We start from the raw sequence: 18,106 nt of genomic DNA on the forward strand, positions 1-18,106 counted from the left end.
GGCGCGATCCCATTTCCCCTGACCTGATGGAACGACCATGACTTTCGATTTCGACCTGGTGTTCGAGCGCCACGGCACCGGCAGCACCAAGTGGAGCCGCTACCCGGCCGATGTATTGCCGATGTGGGTAGCCGACATGGATTTCGCCGTGCCCCCGGTGGTGGTCGATGCGCTGCGCAAGCGCCTGGAGCACCCGATGCTCGGTTACAGCGTGGCCCAGGACAATCTGCGCGCCGCCATCGTCGCCGATCTCTGGACCAAATATGCCTGGCGCGTCGAACCCCAGCAGATCCTTTTCCTGCCAGGGGTCGAGCCGGGCTTCAACATGGCCTTGCACGCACTGGTGGAACCGCAGCAGAACGTCGTGGTGCAGGTGCCCAACTACCCACCGCTGCGCAATGCCCCGGGGAACTGGGGCCTGAACAAAGTGGAATTGCCCTTCAACGCGGTCGATGGACAATTCCATACGCCGCTACCTGCACTGCGCGATGCCTTGCGCGGTGGTGGTGCGCTGCTGCTGAGCAATCCGCATAACCCGCTGGGCAAAGTGTTCGATCGCGACGAACTCAAGGCCGTGGCAGACATTTGCGTCGAGCAGGACGCCTGGATCATTTCCGACGAAATCCATGCCGAGCTGTGCTTCGATGGCCGCAAGCACATCCCGACCGCCACCCTGGGCGCGGAGATCGCCGATCGCACCATCACGCTGATGTCCGCCAGCAAGGCCTATAACATCGCTGGCCTGAAAACCTCCTTCGCCATCATCCAGAACGCCAAGCTGCGCGAACGGGTCAACAGCGCCAGGGCCGGCATGGTCGACAGCGTGAACGCCTTGGGCCTTGAGGCCACCCGTGCCGCCTACAGCGAAGCGGGCCCGTGGCTGGAGGCGTTGAAGCGCTATCTGCAAGCCAACCGCGATTACCTGGTCGAAGCGGTCAAGACCCGCCTGCCGGGCGTCACCATGACCGTGCCCCAGGGAACGTACCTGGCGTGGCTCGATTGCTCCGCCTTGGGGCTGGACGATCCGCAGGGTTTTTTCCTGAAGGAAGCCAAGGTCGGCCTGAGCGCCGGGCTGGATTTCGGCGACGACGCTGGGCAATTCGTGCGGATGAACTTCGGCTGTCCACGGGCTTTGCTGGAGGAAGGGATTGCGCGGATGGAGCGTAGCCTGAAAGCCCGAACCTGACCGGAACCCCCGTGGCGAGGGAGGTTGCTCGCGCTGGGCTGCGAAGCGGCCCCAGGATTTTGCGGTCGCTGCGCGGCCGGGCGGGAGCAAGCTCCCTCGCCACAAGGGCAATCAATCAGCGGATGTGTCAGTCATGCATATCCGGCGTATGCACGAAGCACAACTTATTCCCCTCCGGATCCCGGCAATAGGCGCCGTAGTAATCTTTCGAATATTGCGGCCTCAGGCCCGGCGCGCCTTCGTCGAAACCGCCCATGTCGAGCGCCATCTTCCAAGCGTTGCGCACCGCCTCCTGTGATTCGGCAGCAAAGCTGACTTGCATGCCATTGCCCCACGTCGCCGGCAGCCCGTTGATGGGCATCTGGACGAACACCTGCGGCCAATGCTTGCCGGGTTGATGCCAACCCTCCCCCGGTGGACCAGAGTCATCCTCGCTCTCCATGCGCACCAGGCCCAGGCAGCCAAACACGGCATCATAGAATGCGACCATTCTTGGCAGGTCCCGCGCGCCAATCTGTATGTGACTGAACATGCTTTTCTCCTGTTGTAGCCTTACTGCATTGGAATATCCGGCCTCAACCATGTTCATCCGAACGGATGAACAGTCGATGAACCGCTGCCAACCACGCTTATCGGCCCATGCAGAAATCCAACCGAACTCTGCTGGAAATCCCAGAGTCCACCCTCCATCGCAACCACTCGCCATGGAGAACGATTATGGCCGATTACCCAACCCCGCCCTTCCCCAAACAAAGCCAACCCGTACCCGGCAGCCAGCAGAAAATGGAGCCTTACCCCGACTGCGGCGAACAGAGCTACAAAGGTTCCGGACGCCTGGCGAACAAGATCGCGCTGATTACCGGTGCCGATAGTGGCATCGGGCGTGCCGTGGCGATTGCCTTCGCCCGTGAAGGGGCGGACGTGGCGATCTCTTACCTGAACGAGCATGAAGACGCCCAGGAAACCGCTCGTTGGGTCGAAGAGGCCGGGCGCCAATGCCTGTTGCTACCGGGTGACCTCGCCGATAAGGCCCAGTGCCGCAAAATCGTCGACGACACCGTCGCGCGCTTCGGGCGGATCGACGTCCTCGTCAACAATGCAGCGTTCCAGATGACCCATGAAAGCCTGGAGGAAATCCCCGACGAGGAATGGGTACGCACGTTCGATATCAACATCACGGCGATGTTCAGGATCTGCCAGGCCGCAGTTCCGCACATGAAGACCGGTGGCTCGATCATCAACACCACCTCGGTCAACTCCGACATGCCCAAGCCAACGCTACTGGCCTATGCCACCACCAAGGGCGCCATTGCCAACTTCACCGGCGGTCTGGCGCAGATGCTCGGGCCCAAGGGCATCCGCGTGAACAGCGTCGCGCCAGGGCCTATCTGGACCCCGTTGATCGTCGCCACCATGCCCGAGGAAGAAGTACAGAATTTCGGCTCCCAGACACCGCTGGGCCGTCCCGGCCAGCCGGTGGAGGTGGCGCCAATCTTCGTGCTGCTGGCGTCGGATGAGTCCAGCTACATTTCCGGCTCGCGGTATGCAGTGACGGGGGGCAAGCCGATTCTGTAAACATACGCACATCCTGTGGCGAGGGAGCAAGCTCCCTCGCCACAGGAGCGTTCTTCGGATCACTCCTTGGCAATCACCGTAATCTTCCCGTTACGCTCAATAATCGCAAACTTGATCTGGTCCAGGGTCTCGATGCCCTGGCTCGATCGGGCCGCCTCCATGATGTCCGCCTCTATGAGCCGCGCGTGACGCATGCGGCCCTGGAGGATGCGTCCGTCCTCGACAATGACGGTCGGGCCACCGTCGATCAGCCGGGACACCCAATCGGAGCGCAGCTTGAGCAACGAAAAACCGATGTCGATGGCTATCAGCGTGACGATGACCATGAATGCGTTGGTCATCGAAAAGTCATCCCCCAGCAGCGCCTGCTGGGTCGCCTCGCCAATGATCATCAACAACACAAAATCGAAGGTGGTGATCTCCGCCAGCGAACGTCGCCCGGCGATCTTGAACAGCACCATCAACACCGCGTACATCGCGGCGGCTCGCAATACCGAATCCATACGTCACCTAAGGAAAGATGAATTGACTGAACGTGACCACGGCGCCATTGGGCGTGGCGATGCGACCGTGGTAGGTGCCAAGGCCTTCGCCGAGCAATGACAGGTGCAGGTTCGCCTCACCCTGGCCATCGGCCTGGAGCCAGAGTTTCATGCCCGGCCCCGCAGCGGACGAGCGCATGGGTTGCGGTTGCACGCTCTGTACGTCGAACCCTTCTAGCCAGTCACCGCCGAGCTCGACTTCCAGCACCGCATTGGGTGCGCCTTTCAAGCGAACGATCAGTGGGTTGGTCGAGCCGTTGCGGTGGAACCTCTCGTACTCCACGCCAATGCTGCCGTCGGCGCTGTGCATTTGCCGGCTGCTCAACGGGCCACGGGAAAACAGCCCGAGCAAGGTCAGGATCACCAGCAGCACCAACACGTACCAACCCACCCGTTCGAAACGCCAGACCTTGTGCTGGAACACCATGTCCTCGCGCACCGGGTACTGACGACTGCGGTGGTCGTCCTGTTCCCATTTGTCGGTCATGACGGCTCTCCCTATCGACGGTCGCCCGCCAACGCGCGTTGGTGGTAGCTCGGTATCTGCTGCAAGGCGTACTCACTGGACAGCCGTTGCACCTGGGAACGATCGCCAAAGAACCGTTCGCGGCGACTGAACAGCGCGCGTTGCCCGTCCACTTCGAACGCCCAGGCAAAGCACACCGTGCCGGCGGGAATGCCGTCCTTATCGTCGGGCCCGAGCAGGCCGGTGGTGGCGACCGCCACGTTGGCGTTGGCATCGCGCAGGGCGCCGAGGGCCATTTCCTCGGCAACTTCGCGGCTGGTCAGGTTGAAGGTCTCGATGGTTCGTGGCTTGACACCCAGCAGCCGCTGCTTGGCTTCAGGTGAATAAACCACATAGCCGCTTTCAATCAGCGCACCGCTGCCCGGCACTTCGGCCAACAGCGTGACGATCAGCCCGGCGGTGCAGGATTCGGCGGTGGTCAGGCGCAACTCATGTTCGCGCATGTATTCGATCAAGGGATGGGCAACGGTCATGGCATACAGTCCTTCATGGATGCTGATGGGTTGACCCCCACCGTTTCGAATCATTCCCTTTATCGCACCGCGCCGCTGAGCGGCCAAATAAATGAAACCCCTGGCCAATCCTGTACCTCATAACGGTATGAGCCTCATGCAGAGGCTGTCCTGATCAGGAGGTCGTCATGTCCGTGCTTTTCGTCAAACTGTTCACCCATCCTGAATTCGCCTGGGGGGACATCCGCGAGCAAGAGCAGGCTCATCCCCACCATTACCTGGCGCATCTGTTGTTGCTCGCGTTGATCCCGGCGGTATGCCTGTTCATCGGCACCACCTGGACCGGTTGGAGCCTGGCCGAGAACGAAACCGTGCGACTCAGCCACGCCAGTGCGCTACAGCTGTGCGTCTTGCTGTACGCGACCATTGTGGTTGGCGTGTCGCTGATGGGGCTGTTCATCCGCTGGATGTCGCGCACCTTCGAAGTCCGGCCCACGGTCAACCAATGCATCGGCTTCGCCGCCTACACCGCTACCCCGTACTTCCTGGCCGGGATCTTCGGCGTGTATCCGAGCCGCTGGCTGGCGGTGGCGGTCCTGCTGGCCGCTTCGGCCTACTCGACGTTCCTGCTGTTCGTCGGCCTGCCCAAGTTCATGGGCTTGAAGAAGGAACAGGGCCTGCTGTATTCGGCCAGCGTCTGGGGCGTCGGCTTGCTGGTGCTGGTCACGATCCTGGTGGAAATGATCCTGCTGTGGTTCAACTATCTGCAGCCGGAATATCTGCGGGTTCCGGTAGGCTGAATGGCTTTTGAAGGTACACAATGTGGACGGCGGCGGCGGCGTAGCGAAGCGCGAGTTTTCGCAATCTTCACGTAACCCGACTATCCTGCGACTTTTTGCATCCCGAATCGAGTCGGCAGCGCTGGACCGCCCCGCCGCCCCTTAAGGCCTAATTTATATGTCATCTTCAAGCAAACGCTCTCCCAACGTGCCACAGCGACGAGAGCTGAGCCCCAGCAACCTGGATTTCGCAGTAGTCGGAATCGGCGCTTCCGCGGGTGGGCTACAGGCCGTCAAGCAGTTTTTCGAGCACATGCCCAAGGACAACGGCATGGCGTTCGTGATCGTTCTCCACCTGGCTCCGGATCATCAGAGCATCGCCGACAGGATCATCCAGGAAGCCACCAAGATGCCTGTGTTGCAGGTGACCGAGGCGGTGCCGATCCAGAAGAACCATGTCTATGTGATTTCCCCTGCCCATCAGCTGTCGATGAACGACGGTTACCTGAAGGTTTCTCCGGCCGAGCCGCGCCAGGGCGGACACGTGGCGATCGACCTGTTTTTCCGTGACTTGGCCGATGTGCACAAGGACCGCGCGTTCTGCCTGGTGCTGTCCGGCACCGGCTCCGACGGCGCGGTGGGCCTGTCGCGCATCAAGGAACAAGGTGGCGTGACCATCGCCCAATCGCCACAGGACGCCGAGTTCGACGGCATGCCCCAAGCCGCCATCGACACCCAGATGGTCGACCTGGTGCTCCCGGTCGTCGATATGCCGCAAAAGCTCCTGGAGCTGTGGCGCAACTCCCAGGCCATCCGACTGCCGACGGCCAATGATCCGGAGATAAAAGCTCAACCACCGGCGTCGGAACGCGAAGCCGTAGCTGCCGAGCAATCGTTGCACGACATCCTCGTGCAACTGCGGGCCGGCACGGGCCATGACTTCAAGCATTACAAGCGTGCCACCGTGCTGCGGCGCATCGAACGGCGCATGCAAGTCACCGCCCAACCGGACCTGGGCGCCTACTACAGCTACTTGCAAAACCACCCGGAAGAAACCAAGGCACTGCTCGGCGACCTGTTGATCGGCGTGACCAACTTCTTCCGCGATCGCGAGGCCTTCGAAGCGCTGGAGCGCGACGTCCTGCCCAACCTGCTCAAGCCGGTAGAACCGGGCAGCGTGCCACCGGAAGAGGTCCGGGTCTGGTCGGCCGGCTGCTCGACCGGCGAAGAAGCCTACACCCTGGCCATGTTGCTCAGCGACCAGTTGCAACACGACGCCAGCAACGCCAAGTTGCAGATATTCGCCACCGATATCGATGAACGGGCCATTACCGTGGGCCGCAGCGGAGCGTATCCGGAAGCGATCATCACCGACGTCCCGCCCACCCGCCTGCGTCAGTATTTCGTCAAGGAAGGCGCCAACTTCCGGGTGCGCAAGGAAATCCGCGAACGGGTGCTGTTCGCCAAGCACAGCCTGCTGTCGGACCCGCCTTTCTCGCAGATTGACCTGATTGTCTGCCGCAACCTGCTGATCTACCTCGACCGCGAAGTGCAGCGCGAAATTTTGCAGATGTTCCACTTTGCCCTCCGACCGGGCGGCTATCTGTTCCTCGGTTCCTCGGAGTCGGCGGATGCTTGCCATGAACTGTTCAGCCCGGTGGACAAGCGCAACCGGATCTTCCGAGCCAAGTACGGCACCGCCAGCAGTCGCCGCACCCCGACCATGCCACGCGGCGGCTACGTACGCAGCACCTCGACGCTGGCCGCGCCGCAGATCGCCGTGCCGCGCAAGGTCTCGTTCGCCGATATTCACCTGCGCGCCATTGAGCAGGCCGCGCCTCCCAGCATCATCGTCGACACCAACGGCGACATCCTGCATATGATCGAAACCGCCGGACGCTACCTGCGCCATGTCGGCGGTGAGATGTCGCGCAACCTGTTGACCCTGATCAACCCGCAACTGCGCCTGGAAATCCGCACCGCATTGTTCCAGGTCAACCAGAACGGCCAGCCGGTCAAGTCGCGCCAGGTCAACATGGAACGCGATGGCCGGCGTTTCCTGGTGGACCTGCTGGTCCAGCCGTATCGCGACGAACAATCCGATGGTGACTTTGTGCTCGTCGTGTTCGAAGAGGAAGAGATCGACCCAGGCCAGCAGGTTGCCGCTGTCACCAACCAGACTGAAAACCAGGTGCTGGCCAACCTGGAACGCGAACTCCAGCGCACCAAGTCGCACCTGCAAGACACCATTGAGCAGGCCGAAGTCTCCAGCGAGGAACTCAAGGCTTCCAACGAGGAAATGCAGGCCATCAACGAGGAACTGCGCTCCGCCACCGAGGAGCTGGAGACCAGCAAGGAAGAGCTGCAATCGATCAACGAAGAGTTGCTGACGGTCAACTACGAGCTCAAGACCAAGGTTGAAGAAACCGACAAGATCAACGATTACCTGACCAACCTGATCGCCTCCACCGACATCGCCACGGTGTTCATCGACCGCAGCATGCGCATCAAATGGTTCACGCCTCGGGCCACCGACATTTTCAGCATGCTTCCGGTGGACACCGGGCGCTCGTTGCTGGACATCACCCATCGCCTGGACTATCCGGACATGGCGGCGGACGCGACCCAAGTGTTCGAATCCCTGAACATGATCGAGCGCGAAGTCAGCAGCAGCGATGCGCGCTGGTACATCGCCCGGCTGTTGCCGTACCGCTCCAGCGAAGACCATATCGACGGCACGGTCCTGACCTTCATCGACATCACCAAGCGTCGGGCCGCCGAAGAAGAGCTGCGTTTGGGTGAGGAGCGCATGCGCCTGGTGGCAGAAAGCACCCGCGACTACGCGATTATCCTGCTCGACGAACATGGTGTGATCACCAGTTGGAACACCGGGGCGGAGCTGATCTTCGGTCATACCAAGGGCGAAGCCGAAGGCAGTTATTACGATTTCGTGTTCACGCCGGAAGACCGTGCCACCGGCGTTCCCGAGACAGAACTGAGCACCGCTCGGGCCAAGGGCCGTTGCGAAGACGAGCGCTGGCATCAGCGCAAGGACGGCAGCCGCTTCTTCTGCAGCGGCGAAGTCACGCTGCTCAGCGGCGACTCGTTGCAGGGCTATGTGAAGATCGCCCGTGACCTCACCGGCCACAAGCGCCTGCACGAGGAGCAGACCCAGCGGCTGATGGAAACCCAGAACTCCAGCCATTTGAAGGATGAGTTCTTCGCCGTCATGTCCCACGAACTCAAGCACCCGTTGAACCTGATCCAGCTCAACGCCGAGTTGCTGCGACGCCTGCCGGTGACCAAGACCGTCACAGCGGCGGCCCGGGCCGTGAACACTATTTGCGACGCGGTCACCAGCCAGGCGCGCATCATCGACGACCTGCTGGACGTGGCCCGTGTTCGCACCGGCAAGCTCAAGCTCAAGCGCCAAGCGGTGGACCTGGCGCGGGTGCTGCAAGATATCTACACCGTAGTGATCAACGACAATCACCCGAACAAGGTCACCCTGGAGCTGCCTGAAGGCTCCAGTGGCAAGCTGATCGTCAACGCCGACCCGACCCGGCTGGAGCAGATCATCTGGAACCTGGTGAACAACGCGCTGAAGTTCACCCCTAACGGCGGCCGCGTGCAGCTGGTCGCCAGCCATGACGACCATATGGCGCGCCTGGACGTAAAGGATTCTGGCGTAGGTATCGCGGCCGAGCATCTGAACGAAGTGTTCGATCTGTTCGGCCAGGCCGAGACCCAGCACGCCACCCACCAGCGCGAAGGCCTGGGGATCGGCCTGTCACTGGTCCGGCAATTGACCGAAGCCCACGGCGGCAGCGTCGAGGTCAAGTCCGAAGGGCTGGGCAAAGGCTGCACCTTCACCATCCGCCTGCCCTTGAGCAATGCCGCAATCGAGCCCAAGCCGCAACCCTGTGATGATCAGTCCGGGCGCCTCAGCGGCTTGACGATCCTGTTGGTGGATGACTCGCCCGACGTACTGGATACCCTCAAGCTGCTGCTGGAGATGGAAGACGCCATCGTGGTTGCCTTCGATCAACCGTTGGAGGCGCTGGAGGCCGCCAGGAATGGTCGTTTCGACGTGGTGATTTCCGACCTGGGGATGCCGGTGATGAATGGCCATGAACTGATGCAGGCGCTGCGCGAGCTGCCCCACATCAAACACATCCCGGCCATCGCCCTGACCGGCTACGGCGCGTCCACCGACCTGCACAAATCGCAACAATCAGGCTTCGACCAGCACATCGGCAAACCGGTGTCCTATGAGGAGTTGATTGAGACGATCGAGCAGCTGCGGCGTTCGCAGGTTTACTAGCCTTGGACTGACTAGAATTGCTCTCGTGGCGAGGGAGCAAGCCCCTTCGCCACAAACGCGGGTCCGCTTCAGCGAGTAGATGATTTGCTGTCCACCAAAGCGGTACGGCGAAAATACTATTTGGCGGCCTTCTTCATCCCGATCCGCCGCCGCATCTCGGCAGTAATGCTTTGGCGGGTCTTGCGCAAGTCCGCCCAAGGCTCATGCCCCACCTCTGCCAGCCGCTCCTGGACGTTGTGCACGTTCCACAGGTTGGCGCCCTTGAGCTCGGCCACTTCTTCGCGGTAGATCGGCACCGAAACCGGCAACCCTTCACGGGTGCGTGCCGCGTAGGCACAGATGGTGGTGGCGCCGAGGCCATTGCGCAGGTAATCGATGAAGATCCGCCCTACCCGGTTCTTTGGCCCTGAAACCGCCGAGAAGCGATCCGGCAGCAGTTTGGCCATGTGGCTGACGATGGCATGGCTGAAGCCTTTCACCTCGTCCCAGCCCAACTTGCGGGTGATCGGCACGACAATGTGGATGCCCTTGCCGCCGCTGGTCTTGAGAAACGCCTTCAGGCCCAGCTCATCCAGCACCGACAGGGTCAATTGGGTGGCTTCCACCATGCTCTTCCACGGCAGCGCCGGGTCCGGGTCAAGGTCGAGGACGAAGCGATCGGGCTTGTCCAGGTCGACGCAAGTGCCATTCCAAGTGTGCAGCTCCACGGTGCTCATCTGCACCGCGCCGATCAGCGCCTCGGCGTTATTGATGATCATCACCGGTTGCCCGGTCAGGTCCTTGTCCAGGCTGGTGATGCCCGCAATGGCCAGGCGCTCGGGGTTCTTCTGGAAGAAAAGCTCACCTGCAATGCCGTCCGGCGCCCGGACCAGCGCCACCGGACGGTCGGCCAGCTCCGGCAGAATGAAATCGGCGACGCTGGCGTAGTACTCGGCCAATTGCATTTTTGTCGTGCCGCTGCTGGCATCGATGATCCGATCCGGATGGGTGATGCGGACCTTGCCGTCCAGGTTTGGCGACTGCGTGGTGTTGGGCTTGGCTTTGGCTTTGGCTTTGGCTTTCGCCTTGGCCGGTGCTGGCTCGGCATCGTCCTTGGCCACGGTCTTTTTCACGGTTTTGGGCAGCTCCTGGGTGATCGCCTTGGCGGGCTTGTCGTTGCGCAATCCATGGAACACGGCATGGCGTACCGAGCCTTCCTTGGTCATTTCGGCAAACGCCACTTCCGCCAGCAACTGCGGCTTGAGCCAATGCACGCCCTTGGCGTCGTAGCCGGTGGGCGGATTGACCACGGCGGCTTTTTTGGTTTCCAGGGGCAACAGTTGCTGGTAAATGCTTTTAAGCGTGGTTTCGTTGAAACCGGTGCCGACCTTGCCGGCATAGCGCAACTCGCCGCTGTCGACATCGTGCAAACCCAGCAGCAAGGCGCCGAACGCGCTGCGGGCGCCCTTCGGGTCGCTGAAGCCGACCACGACGAATTCCTGGCGATTCTTGCACTTGAGCTTGATCCAATCGCTGCTGCGCCGGGACACATAGGCGCTGCCCTGGCGCTTGCCGATCAGCCCTTCCATGCGCATCTGGCAAGCGCTGTTGAGCAGCGCTTCGGGGGTTTCTTCGAAGGAATCGGAGAAACGCAGCAGTGGGTCTTCATTGGCTTCCAGGACCGCGGCCAACGCGGCGCGGCGCTCTTGCACCGGCACTTTGCGCAGGTCCATGCCGTTGAGGTACGGCAGGTCGAACAGGTAATAGGCGATCTTGCCGCTGCTGCCGGCGTCGAAAGCGTTTTGCAGGGCCTGGAAATCCGGCACGCCTTGCTCGTTGGCGACGACCATCTCGCCGTCGAGCCAAGCTGATTCCAACCCCAGCCCCGCCAGCGCCTCGGCCTGTTTCGGCAGTTTATGCGTCCAGTCATGGCCGTTGCGGGTGATCAAGCGCACGTCGCCATTGTCGATACGTGCCATGACCCGGTAGCCGTCGAACTTGATTTCGTAAAGCCAGTCGCCATCGGGTGCGCTTTCCACCAGGGTCGCCAGTTCCGGCTTCAGGGTTTCAGGCATCGGGCCGGCGACGGCGCCGCTGAGGGTTGTCTTTCCGGTTTTTTTCGTCGACTTCGGTTTGGCAGGTTCATCCGGCTGCTTGACGGGTTTGGCTGCAGCCGCCTTGCCCCGGCGCTTGGGCACGATGGTGCGGTCACTGAGCACGCTGTCGGGCTCGGCCTGCACCACGTCGTACTCGCTTTCCGGTCGGGCCGCGTCGTCCTGATGCTTGATCAGGAACCATTGCTCCTGCTTGCCCGGCATATGGGTGCGCACCAGGTTCCACAGGCCCGCGAGTTTTTCTCCGCGCAATTCGAATTTGAGCCGGCCCTTTTCGTAGGCTTCGTGTACGTCACCCTGGGGAATCCACACGCCCCGGTCCCAGACGATGACGTCGCCAGCACCGTAATGCCCCTCGGGAATACTGCCCTCGAAGGTGGCGTAATCGAGCGGATGATCTTCAACATGCACCGCCAGGCGCTTGACCTTCGGGTCCAGGGACGGCCCCTTGGGCACCGCCCAGCTTTTCAGTGCGCCATCCAGTTCCAGGCGAAAATCGTAATGCAGCCGCGTGGCGTCGTGCTTCTGGATGCAGTACTGCAGCGCATGGGCGGTTTTCGCCGATTTGCGTGAACGCTTCGCCGCCGGCTCGGGAGTGGCGCCGAAGTCGCGCATGCGGTTGTAGTCGTCGAGGGTCTTGCTGGTCATGGGCCACCTGCCACTTGCGCGAGGGTCGGATCCGCGACGGGCATACCGGCGGTTTCCGATAGCAGCTGGTCGACGACCCGGCCCAATGCCTCTTCGGTCGTGTCGCCCAGCAGCAGCCCCTGTTCGTAGAGCACCACTTGCCGATCGGCGCTGGTGCCCTCCTGGATGATCCGGCGCGCTTGTTTGAACACGTCCTGCACGCCCAGCGCGGCCGCGGTGTCGCCGAAGGTCTGTTCAGCCAGGTTCAGCCACTCGCCAATCAGCATCGGCTGCTCCTGCCCTTCGACGATGAACTCCGCGAGGATGCCGTGGCGTTTGGCACGGTAGCGGTTTTCCTTGAGGATCCAGTGGGACATCAAGCTGTAGTTGGCGCCCGCCTTGGGCTGCGCGACGGCGTGGGCAATCATCAGCCGGAATAGCGAGACGAGGCACAGCACATCTTCAATCCGTGGGCAGGCATCGCAGATGCGCAGCTCCAGGGTCGGGTAACGCGACGAAGGCCGCACCACCCACCAACAATCGCTGGGCTGGCGAATGGAGCCGGTACGCATGAGCATGTTGACGTAGCCGTCGAAGGCCGCTTCGTCCTCGAAGAATTCGGGCACGCCCATGCGCGGCCACTCATCGCAGGCCACTTGCCGGTAGCTGCTGAAGCCGCTGTAGGCGCCATTCCAGAACGGTGAGGACGCACTCAGCGCCAACAGCATCGGCAGCCACGGCAACACTTCGTTCATCACTTTGACCCGGTCATGGTCCCCCGGCACTTCTACGTGAACGTGCAGGCCCGACAGGACGCTGCGGCGCGCCACGCGCTGGTAATCGTCGAACAACTGCTGGAAGTGCAGCTCGTCGGTGGGCTGCAAGCCGACAGTCGCCATCGGATGGGATCCGGCGCTCAGCAATCCGAGGCCATGGGGCGCCAGGCGCTGGGTCAGGCCGGTACGCACCTTGGCCAGGTAATCGCCTGCTTCGGCCAGGCTGCGGAAAATGGGCGAAGCCATTTCCACCTGGCTCTGGAACATTTCATGGGCGAAATGCTTGCCCAACTCCTCCCGGCATGCCGCCACTGCAGCCGCGGGCGGCTGGTCGGGCATGTGGCGGGTTTGCAGGTCGGTGATGAAATATTCCTCTTCAATGCCGAACTTCAGACGCCTGTTCATCGATGTTCCCTCCGATACCCGCACCCGTGCGGGTGACAACCAACGCCACCACGGCGATCCTTTCCACGTCCTGATAACCCGGTGTGAGCAGTTCCTCGCCAAACACGTCCGGGTCCAATTCCCTGTAGGTCCAGGCGAACTGAGGGGAATCGCGCCACGCGCCCAAGGCCTCCAGGAACGGATCCCGACCATCGACCATCGCCACGCCGGTATAGAGCACCAGCGAGCCGCCAGGCGTGAGCCGGGGCAACGCCTGTTCGACGATACGCAGCGACAACCCGGCGCCCAGCGTTCCGCCGCCATGGCGATAGGCGCGCTCGGCGGGGTCGGCCATGTACGGTGGGTTGGCGACGATCAAGTCGAATTCGCCCTCGACGTCCTGGAGCACATCGCTGCGGGCGATCTCGACATTGGCCACCTCGGCCAGCGCCGCATTGACGGCACACAGGCGCAACGCCAAGGGATTGATGTCGACGGCCAGTACTTGGGCCTCGCGTCGGGCACGGGCAATCACCATCGCCCCGACACCCGCGCCGCAGCCGATGTCCACGGCGCGATGCACGGCTGTGAAGTTCTGTTGCAGGTGGGTATGGATCAGATGGGCAAAACGGTAGCTATCGGGGCCGAAGAACACCGCGTCATTGGCCTGCGTCGGGAATTGCGAGTGGGCGAACAGCATCCCGTCCAGGCTCGACCAACGCACGCGGCTGCGCAGCAGGCCATCGCGCTCTTCCAATACTTCAGCCTCCTGCAATTGGCGCTGCTCGTCGGCGGAAATCAGCCCCGGCGCGAAAGGCCGTGACCAACCGAACACATCCCGCAGGGTCTTGGAGCGTTCGTTACCAGGCCGCTGGTTGACCCGCTCGTGGGTCAGTGGCGTCGGGGTGATGAAACGGTAGCCGTCGGCGTGCAGACGGCGACCCAGTTGCAGCAGCGCCAGGTCGGGTTCGGACAGGCGATCTTCCTGATTCATGCAAGGCTCCTAGCGAAGGGCGGATTTGAGTTCGATGAACCGGCGGGTCGCCAACAACCCGGCCGGGTGGCTGTGGCAGCGGGCCGAGAGCCAGGGCATCAATATCTGCATCTGCTCGTCGGGCGCCTTGCCCCGCAGCGTTTGCTGCAGGTTCTGCACATCCGGGTCTTGGACAGGTGCCGGCGATTCATGCGCCGCGCCATGGTTGCGACGTGCACCGGGACGGCCGCGCTGATCCAGCCAATCGCCGGCAATCCAATCGTGCAGCAGGTGTTTTTCATAGGGGCTGAAGACCCCGAACATGGCCGCGCCGGCGCCTTCGATCAGGGTCCAGAAGCGGCTGTTCTGCGGATCTTCATGGCGCCGGATCCAGCCTTTGCCTTGCATGGCCTTGAGGAAACCTTCGAGTTGCCCCGGTTCTGCCAGCCACTGGTTGACGGTCTTGCCTTCGAATTTGCAGTAATCGGAATGCATGTGCTGGCCGAACGGGCGCTTGCGCTCGAGCATGTCCAGCACTTCGCGCTCAAGGTCGAACGACTCGATGATCGCCCGGCTGCCCTGCCCCAGGTCATTCAGGCGATAGCCGAGGGTGACGCGGCGCCAGAAGGCTTCGCGGTCGGCCTCCATCGGCATCAATTGTTGCAACGCTTGCACGGCTTTGTGGGCGTGGCCGGTGCTGGCGTTGTCGATCGTCACGTGAAGCGTGAAGTAATACGGATCAATGTCGAGCTCGCTCAACTCATAAGCGCTGATCAGCAAATGCAAGGGCAGTTGTTCATAGCCCAGGTTGTAGCCGATGACCTCGGGCAGGTATTCGTCGCCGGCATAGCCCAACGCCAACTGAACCGCGCCTTGCAGGTAGCGTTCATCATCGATGTCAGGCATGTCCTGCAAGCCATGTTCGGCCAGCAGCTTGCGGTAGAGCACGACGTGGTTCTGCGCGGGAACGCCATCCCCAAGTTCTTCCAGGTAGGTGCACAGCAGCCCTTCGAAGCGATGGTCATGCCAGTGCTTGAGCACCCCATACAACCAGGCGCCGTCCACGAGCTTGGTCGGCGCCACGGCCTGGATAAAATACAGGGCATGGGCCTTGGTCTGGAAAAACTCCCGGCGGCCGCCGTTTTTGCGTCGCTCCAGATAATCGGCATATTGCCGGGCCACGCCGGCGCTGTGCTGTTCTACCCAGGCCAGCAAGGCGCTGGGATCATCCGGCATTTCCTGGGGCAATGTGCTGGCTTGTTCAAGGCAAGGTTGCAGGAAGGCTTGGGCGGCCGCCTGTTTTTCGGCATCGTCGGCGCCCTGCAGGAGCCGTTCATAACATTGGCGAATGCTGCCAGTGGTCGTGAATGGCTGCGCGGTGGCAGGCCTGGATTGGAGGGGTGTCAGCGCAGTCATAAAGGCCTCTTGGGTTTTCGGCTGGACGCTCGAATCGGCACGTCTCTTCCTTTGCAGAGCCTTGCGGACGGCAAAAAATTCCCCTGGATCGAACAGCGCCCGGATAAACGGAATCGCGCTGATACGCGGTGGAACCCTCGCTTCGTTGTGGGTCTCGAACGTTAGACGAGGCGTTTCGTTACCCAAGGAGCAATCATGATCTTCACCGCGTGGGTAGCCGTGCTCGGCGCTGTCTTGCTGACTTTGGCCCTGACCTCCTCCTACCTGCGCTGGATGCCGGTCACCACGTCTGCGGTGTGCCTGGCGCTGGGCGTCGCCATCGGGCCGGCGGGGCTGGGGCTGCTAAAGCTCGAGTTGGATGATTCTTCCGTGTGGATGGAGCACTTGACCGAGGTCGCCGTGGTCTTTTCGCTGTTCGTCAGCGGGCTCAAGCTGCGCCTGCCCCTAAAGAACCGTAGCTGGCGCGTGGCGTATGGGCTCGCCGGACCGGTGATGGTCCTGACGATCGCCGGGCTTTGCCTGGTGCTGCACTATCTGTTTGGTCTCGGTTGGGGCCTGTCGATGCTGATCGGCGCGATACTGGCGCCAACCGACCCGGTGTTGGCTGCCCTGGTCCAGGTCAACGATGCCCGCGACGATGACCGGGTGCGGTTCGGCCTGTCCGGTGAAGCCGGACTGAACGACGGCACGGCATTCCCCTTTGTCATCCTTGGCTTGCTCATGCTCAACGGAGACGGCAGCGGTTTCCTGGGAGAGTGGGCACTGCGCGATGTCCTTTGGGCGGTGCCGGCGGGTTTACTGGTCGGCTATTGGCTGGGGCGCGGCATCGGCAGGCTTACCTTGACGCTGCGCATCAAGAATGCGGACAGCACGTTGTCTCCCAATGACTACCTGGCCCTGGCGCTGATTGCCTTGGCCTATGTCGCGGCCGAAGCGGTCCAGGGCTACGGTTTCCTGTCGGTGTTCGCCGCTGGCCTGGGGTTGCGCCAGGCGGAAGTCGAGTCCACCGACGAACACGCGCCCCCAGCCGAGCACTTGGTGCAACCGGTGGTCGGCCACGAGACGGTCGAGCCCCACCAGGCGGTGCACGGCGACACCCAGGCCTTGGACGACGGTCAAGTGGCGGCAGGTGTGATGATGAGCGACATGCTCGCGTTCGGCAGCCTGGTGGAGCGCGCCATGGAAGTCTTCCTGGTCACACTGCTGGGCGTGGTCCTTGCAAGCCATTGGGATTGGCGAGCCTTGGCCGTTGGCGCCCTGCTATTTGCGGTCATCCGTCCACTCAGTGTGCTGGCGATGCCTTGGGGGCGGTTGCTGGACAACCCGCAACGACTGCTGATCGGCTGGTTCGGCATCCGCGGGATCGGCAGTCTGTTTTATCTGTTCTATGCCTTGAACCATGGCTTGCAACCTGCAATGGCGCAACTGTGCATCGACATCTCGCTGTCCGTGGTGGCGCTGAGCATCCTCGTCCACGGCGTGACGACCCAACCCGCCCTGGCGTGGTACGAGCGCCGCAAAAAATGATCCCGGCACCTAGCCGCCCGGATCGCTCACCTGGATATACACCGAATAGACCCCCAGCAGCACCCAGAACGCCGCGAAGATCCAAGGTGTGCGCACCGAAAACAGTAGCGATTTACGGTAGCCCTTATGAGTCGACTCCTGCTCGCTGAACAGCGGCGATTCGTCGTAGGCCAGGCCCATCAGTGGCTCGCTGCGCAGCAATTCACTTTGCTTGAAGTGCCAGTGGTCGATGATCTCGTAAGCGGCACGAATGCCCGGCCAGGCATTGAGCGAACTCAAGAAGCCAAGCAGCGCCAAGAACGGCGGCACGATCAGCGTAAAGAGCTTGCCCCACTCAGGATTCAGGTTGGCCATGCACGAGGCAAAAGCAATCACCAGGAAGGACTGGGCGGTCAGGTAGGCATCGGTGCGATTGGCCAGGATGCTGGTTTCGTACTGGATTTCCCGACGATAGAAGTCCAGCCGCTCCTTGGGCGACCCGAACAGCTTGGCGTTGTGTTCGGTCAGGTCTTCTTCAGGGGTCTGGCGGGTCAGGATTCTGGGCATTGCGTGAATAGTCCCTCGGCTTGGTTGGGTGCATTTGGAAAGGATCACCATGAGGCAAGTTCAAGCCGATGGACCAAAGGTCAACGAAACGCTACGCGCTCACCGGGGTCTTTAAGGGATCGATGGCAAGAGGGAAAAACGCGTGGATTATCTTGGATGGGTGCAATGGCCGGCGATGGCCGTCACGGTGCTGGCGGCCTGGCTGATCGGCTCGCGCCAACCCCGCCGGCGTGTGGCGGGCTTCAGTTGTTTTATCCTCAGCAACATCCTATGGGTCATCTGGGGCTTGCACACCGATGCCTATGCACTGATCGTCTTGCAGTTCTGCTTGTGCGCAATGAACCTGCGGGGTTTCAAGAAGAACACTCAAGGGTCCTGAT

General features: G+C 61.9%; 15 protein-coding genes. 6 read left to right on the top strand and 9 right to left on the bottom strand.

Annotation, left to right across the window (positions count from 1 at the left end; translation table 11 throughout):
- Positions 1 to 37 precede the first annotated feature (37 nt).
- Positions 38 to 1,186: a MalY/PatB family protein gene (locus tag VQ575_RS13445; protein ID WP_039588573.1), complete on the top strand. Its 1,149-nt coding sequence runs from the start codon at positions 38 to 40 to the stop codon at positions 1,184 to 1,186.
- A gap of 127 nt (positions 1,187 to 1,313) precedes the next feature.
- Here VQ575_RS13445 and VQ575_RS13450 read toward each other — a convergent pair whose 3' ends face one another.
- The gene (locus VQ575_RS13450; RefSeq protein ID WP_039588574.1) at positions 1,314 to 1,718 is read right to left on the bottom strand and encodes a VOC family protein; all 405 of its coding nucleotides are present in this window, start codon (positions 1,716 to 1,718) and stop codon (positions 1,314 to 1,316) included.
- A gap of 185 nt (positions 1,719 to 1,903) precedes the next feature.
- Between VQ575_RS13450 and VQ575_RS13455 the strand changes: the two genes are divergently transcribed.
- Positions 1,904 to 2,761: an SDR family oxidoreductase gene (locus VQ575_RS13455; protein ID WP_198725242.1), complete on the top strand. Its 858-nt coding sequence runs from the start codon at positions 1,904 to 1,906 to the stop codon at positions 2,759 to 2,761.
- A gap of 59 nt (positions 2,762 to 2,820) precedes the next feature.
- On the opposite strand, the gene VQ575_RS13460 is transcribed toward VQ575_RS13455, so the two are convergent.
- Genes VQ575_RS13460 through VQ575_RS13470 form a run of 3 tightly spaced genes read right to left on the bottom strand, consistent with a single transcriptional unit; the run spans position 2,821 to position 4,302 of the window.
- On the bottom strand, positions 2,821 to 3,264 hold the full coding sequence (locus VQ575_RS13460; RefSeq protein ID WP_039588577.1) for a DUF421 domain-containing protein: 444 nt from the start codon (positions 3,262 to 3,264) through the stop codon (positions 2,821 to 2,823).
- A gap of 7 nt (positions 3,265 to 3,271) precedes the next feature.
- Entirely contained in the window at positions 3,272 to 3,790 is a 519-nt protein-coding gene (locus VQ575_RS13465) for a hypothetical protein (RefSeq protein WP_039588578.1), read from the bottom strand.
- Positions 3,791 to 3,801: 11 nt separating this feature from the next.
- The gene (locus tag VQ575_RS13470) at positions 3,802 to 4,302 is read right to left on the bottom strand and encodes a CinA family protein (protein ID WP_039588579.1); all 501 of its coding nucleotides are present in this window, start codon (positions 4,300 to 4,302) and stop codon (positions 3,802 to 3,804) included.
- 167 nt (positions 4,303 to 4,469) lie between these two features.
- On the opposite strand from VQ575_RS13470, the gene VQ575_RS13475 reads away from it, so the two are divergent.
- Positions 4,470 to 5,081 (top strand): Yip1 family protein, encoded by a 612-nt coding sequence (locus tag VQ575_RS13475; protein ID WP_198725245.1) that lies wholly within the window; start codon positions 4,470 to 4,472, stop codon positions 5,079 to 5,081.
- A 157-nt stretch (positions 5,082 to 5,238) separates the two neighbouring features.
- Positions 5,239 to 9,384 carry a CheR family methyltransferase gene (locus VQ575_RS13480; RefSeq protein ID WP_325917641.1) on the top strand — a complete coding sequence of 1,382 codons (4,146 nt, stop codon included), beginning with the start codon at positions 5,239 to 5,241 and terminating at the stop codon, positions 9,382 to 9,384.
- A gap of 116 nt (positions 9,385 to 9,500) precedes the next feature.
- On the opposite strand, the gene ligD is transcribed toward VQ575_RS13480, so the two are convergent.
- From ligD to VQ575_RS13500, 4 genes are read right to left on the bottom strand one after another with little or no spacing between them, the layout of a single operon-like run.
- Entirely contained in the window at positions 9,501 to 12,125 is a 2,625-nt protein-coding gene (gene ligD, locus VQ575_RS13485) for a DNA ligase D (protein WP_325917643.1), read from the bottom strand.
- Positions 12,122 to 13,285 carry a carboxylate-amine ligase gene (locus VQ575_RS13490; protein ID WP_039588583.1) on the bottom strand — a complete coding sequence of 388 codons (1,164 nt, stop codon included), beginning with the start codon at positions 13,283 to 13,285 and terminating at the stop codon, positions 12,122 to 12,124. Before VQ575_RS13490 ends, ligD begins: the two co-directional genes overlap by 4 nt.
- The gene (locus tag VQ575_RS13495) at positions 13,257 to 14,258 is read right to left on the bottom strand and encodes a methyltransferase (protein ID WP_045155957.1); all 1,002 of its coding nucleotides are present in this window, start codon (positions 14,256 to 14,258) and stop codon (positions 13,257 to 13,259) included. Before VQ575_RS13495 ends, VQ575_RS13490 begins: the two co-directional genes overlap by 29 nt.
- A gap of 9 nt (positions 14,259 to 14,267) precedes the next feature.
- A complete protein-coding gene (locus VQ575_RS13500) occupies positions 14,268 to 15,653 on the bottom strand; it encodes an iron-containing redox enzyme family protein (RefSeq protein WP_325917644.1) in 1,386 nt (461 codons plus the stop codon).
- 195 nt (positions 15,654 to 15,848) lie between these two features.
- On the opposite strand from VQ575_RS13500, the gene VQ575_RS13505 reads away from it, so the two are divergent.
- Positions 15,849 to 17,180: a cation:proton antiporter gene (locus VQ575_RS13505; protein ID WP_325917646.1), complete on the top strand. Its 1,332-nt coding sequence runs from the start codon at positions 15,849 to 15,851 to the stop codon at positions 17,178 to 17,180.
- A 9-nt stretch (positions 17,181 to 17,189) separates the two neighbouring features.
- Here the strand turns inward: VQ575_RS13505 and VQ575_RS13510 are convergent, their stop codons facing one another.
- Positions 17,190 to 17,726, bottom strand: coding sequence for a hypothetical protein (locus VQ575_RS13510; RefSeq protein ID WP_039588588.1), 537 nt, complete (start codon positions 17,724 to 17,726; stop codon positions 17,190 to 17,192).
- Positions 17,727 to 17,868: 142 nt separating this feature from the next.
- On the opposite strand from VQ575_RS13510, the gene VQ575_RS13515 reads away from it, so the two are divergent.
- A complete protein-coding gene (locus VQ575_RS13515; RefSeq protein WP_039588589.1) occupies positions 17,869 to 18,105 on the top strand; it encodes a hypothetical protein in 237 nt (78 codons plus the stop codon).
- Position 18,106 lies beyond the last annotated feature (1 nt).

This window comes from Pseudomonas frederiksbergensis, assembly GCF_035751725.1.
GTDB lineage: Bacteria > Pseudomonadota > Gammaproteobacteria > Pseudomonadales > Pseudomonadaceae > Aquipseudomonas > Aquipseudomonas frederiksbergensis_A.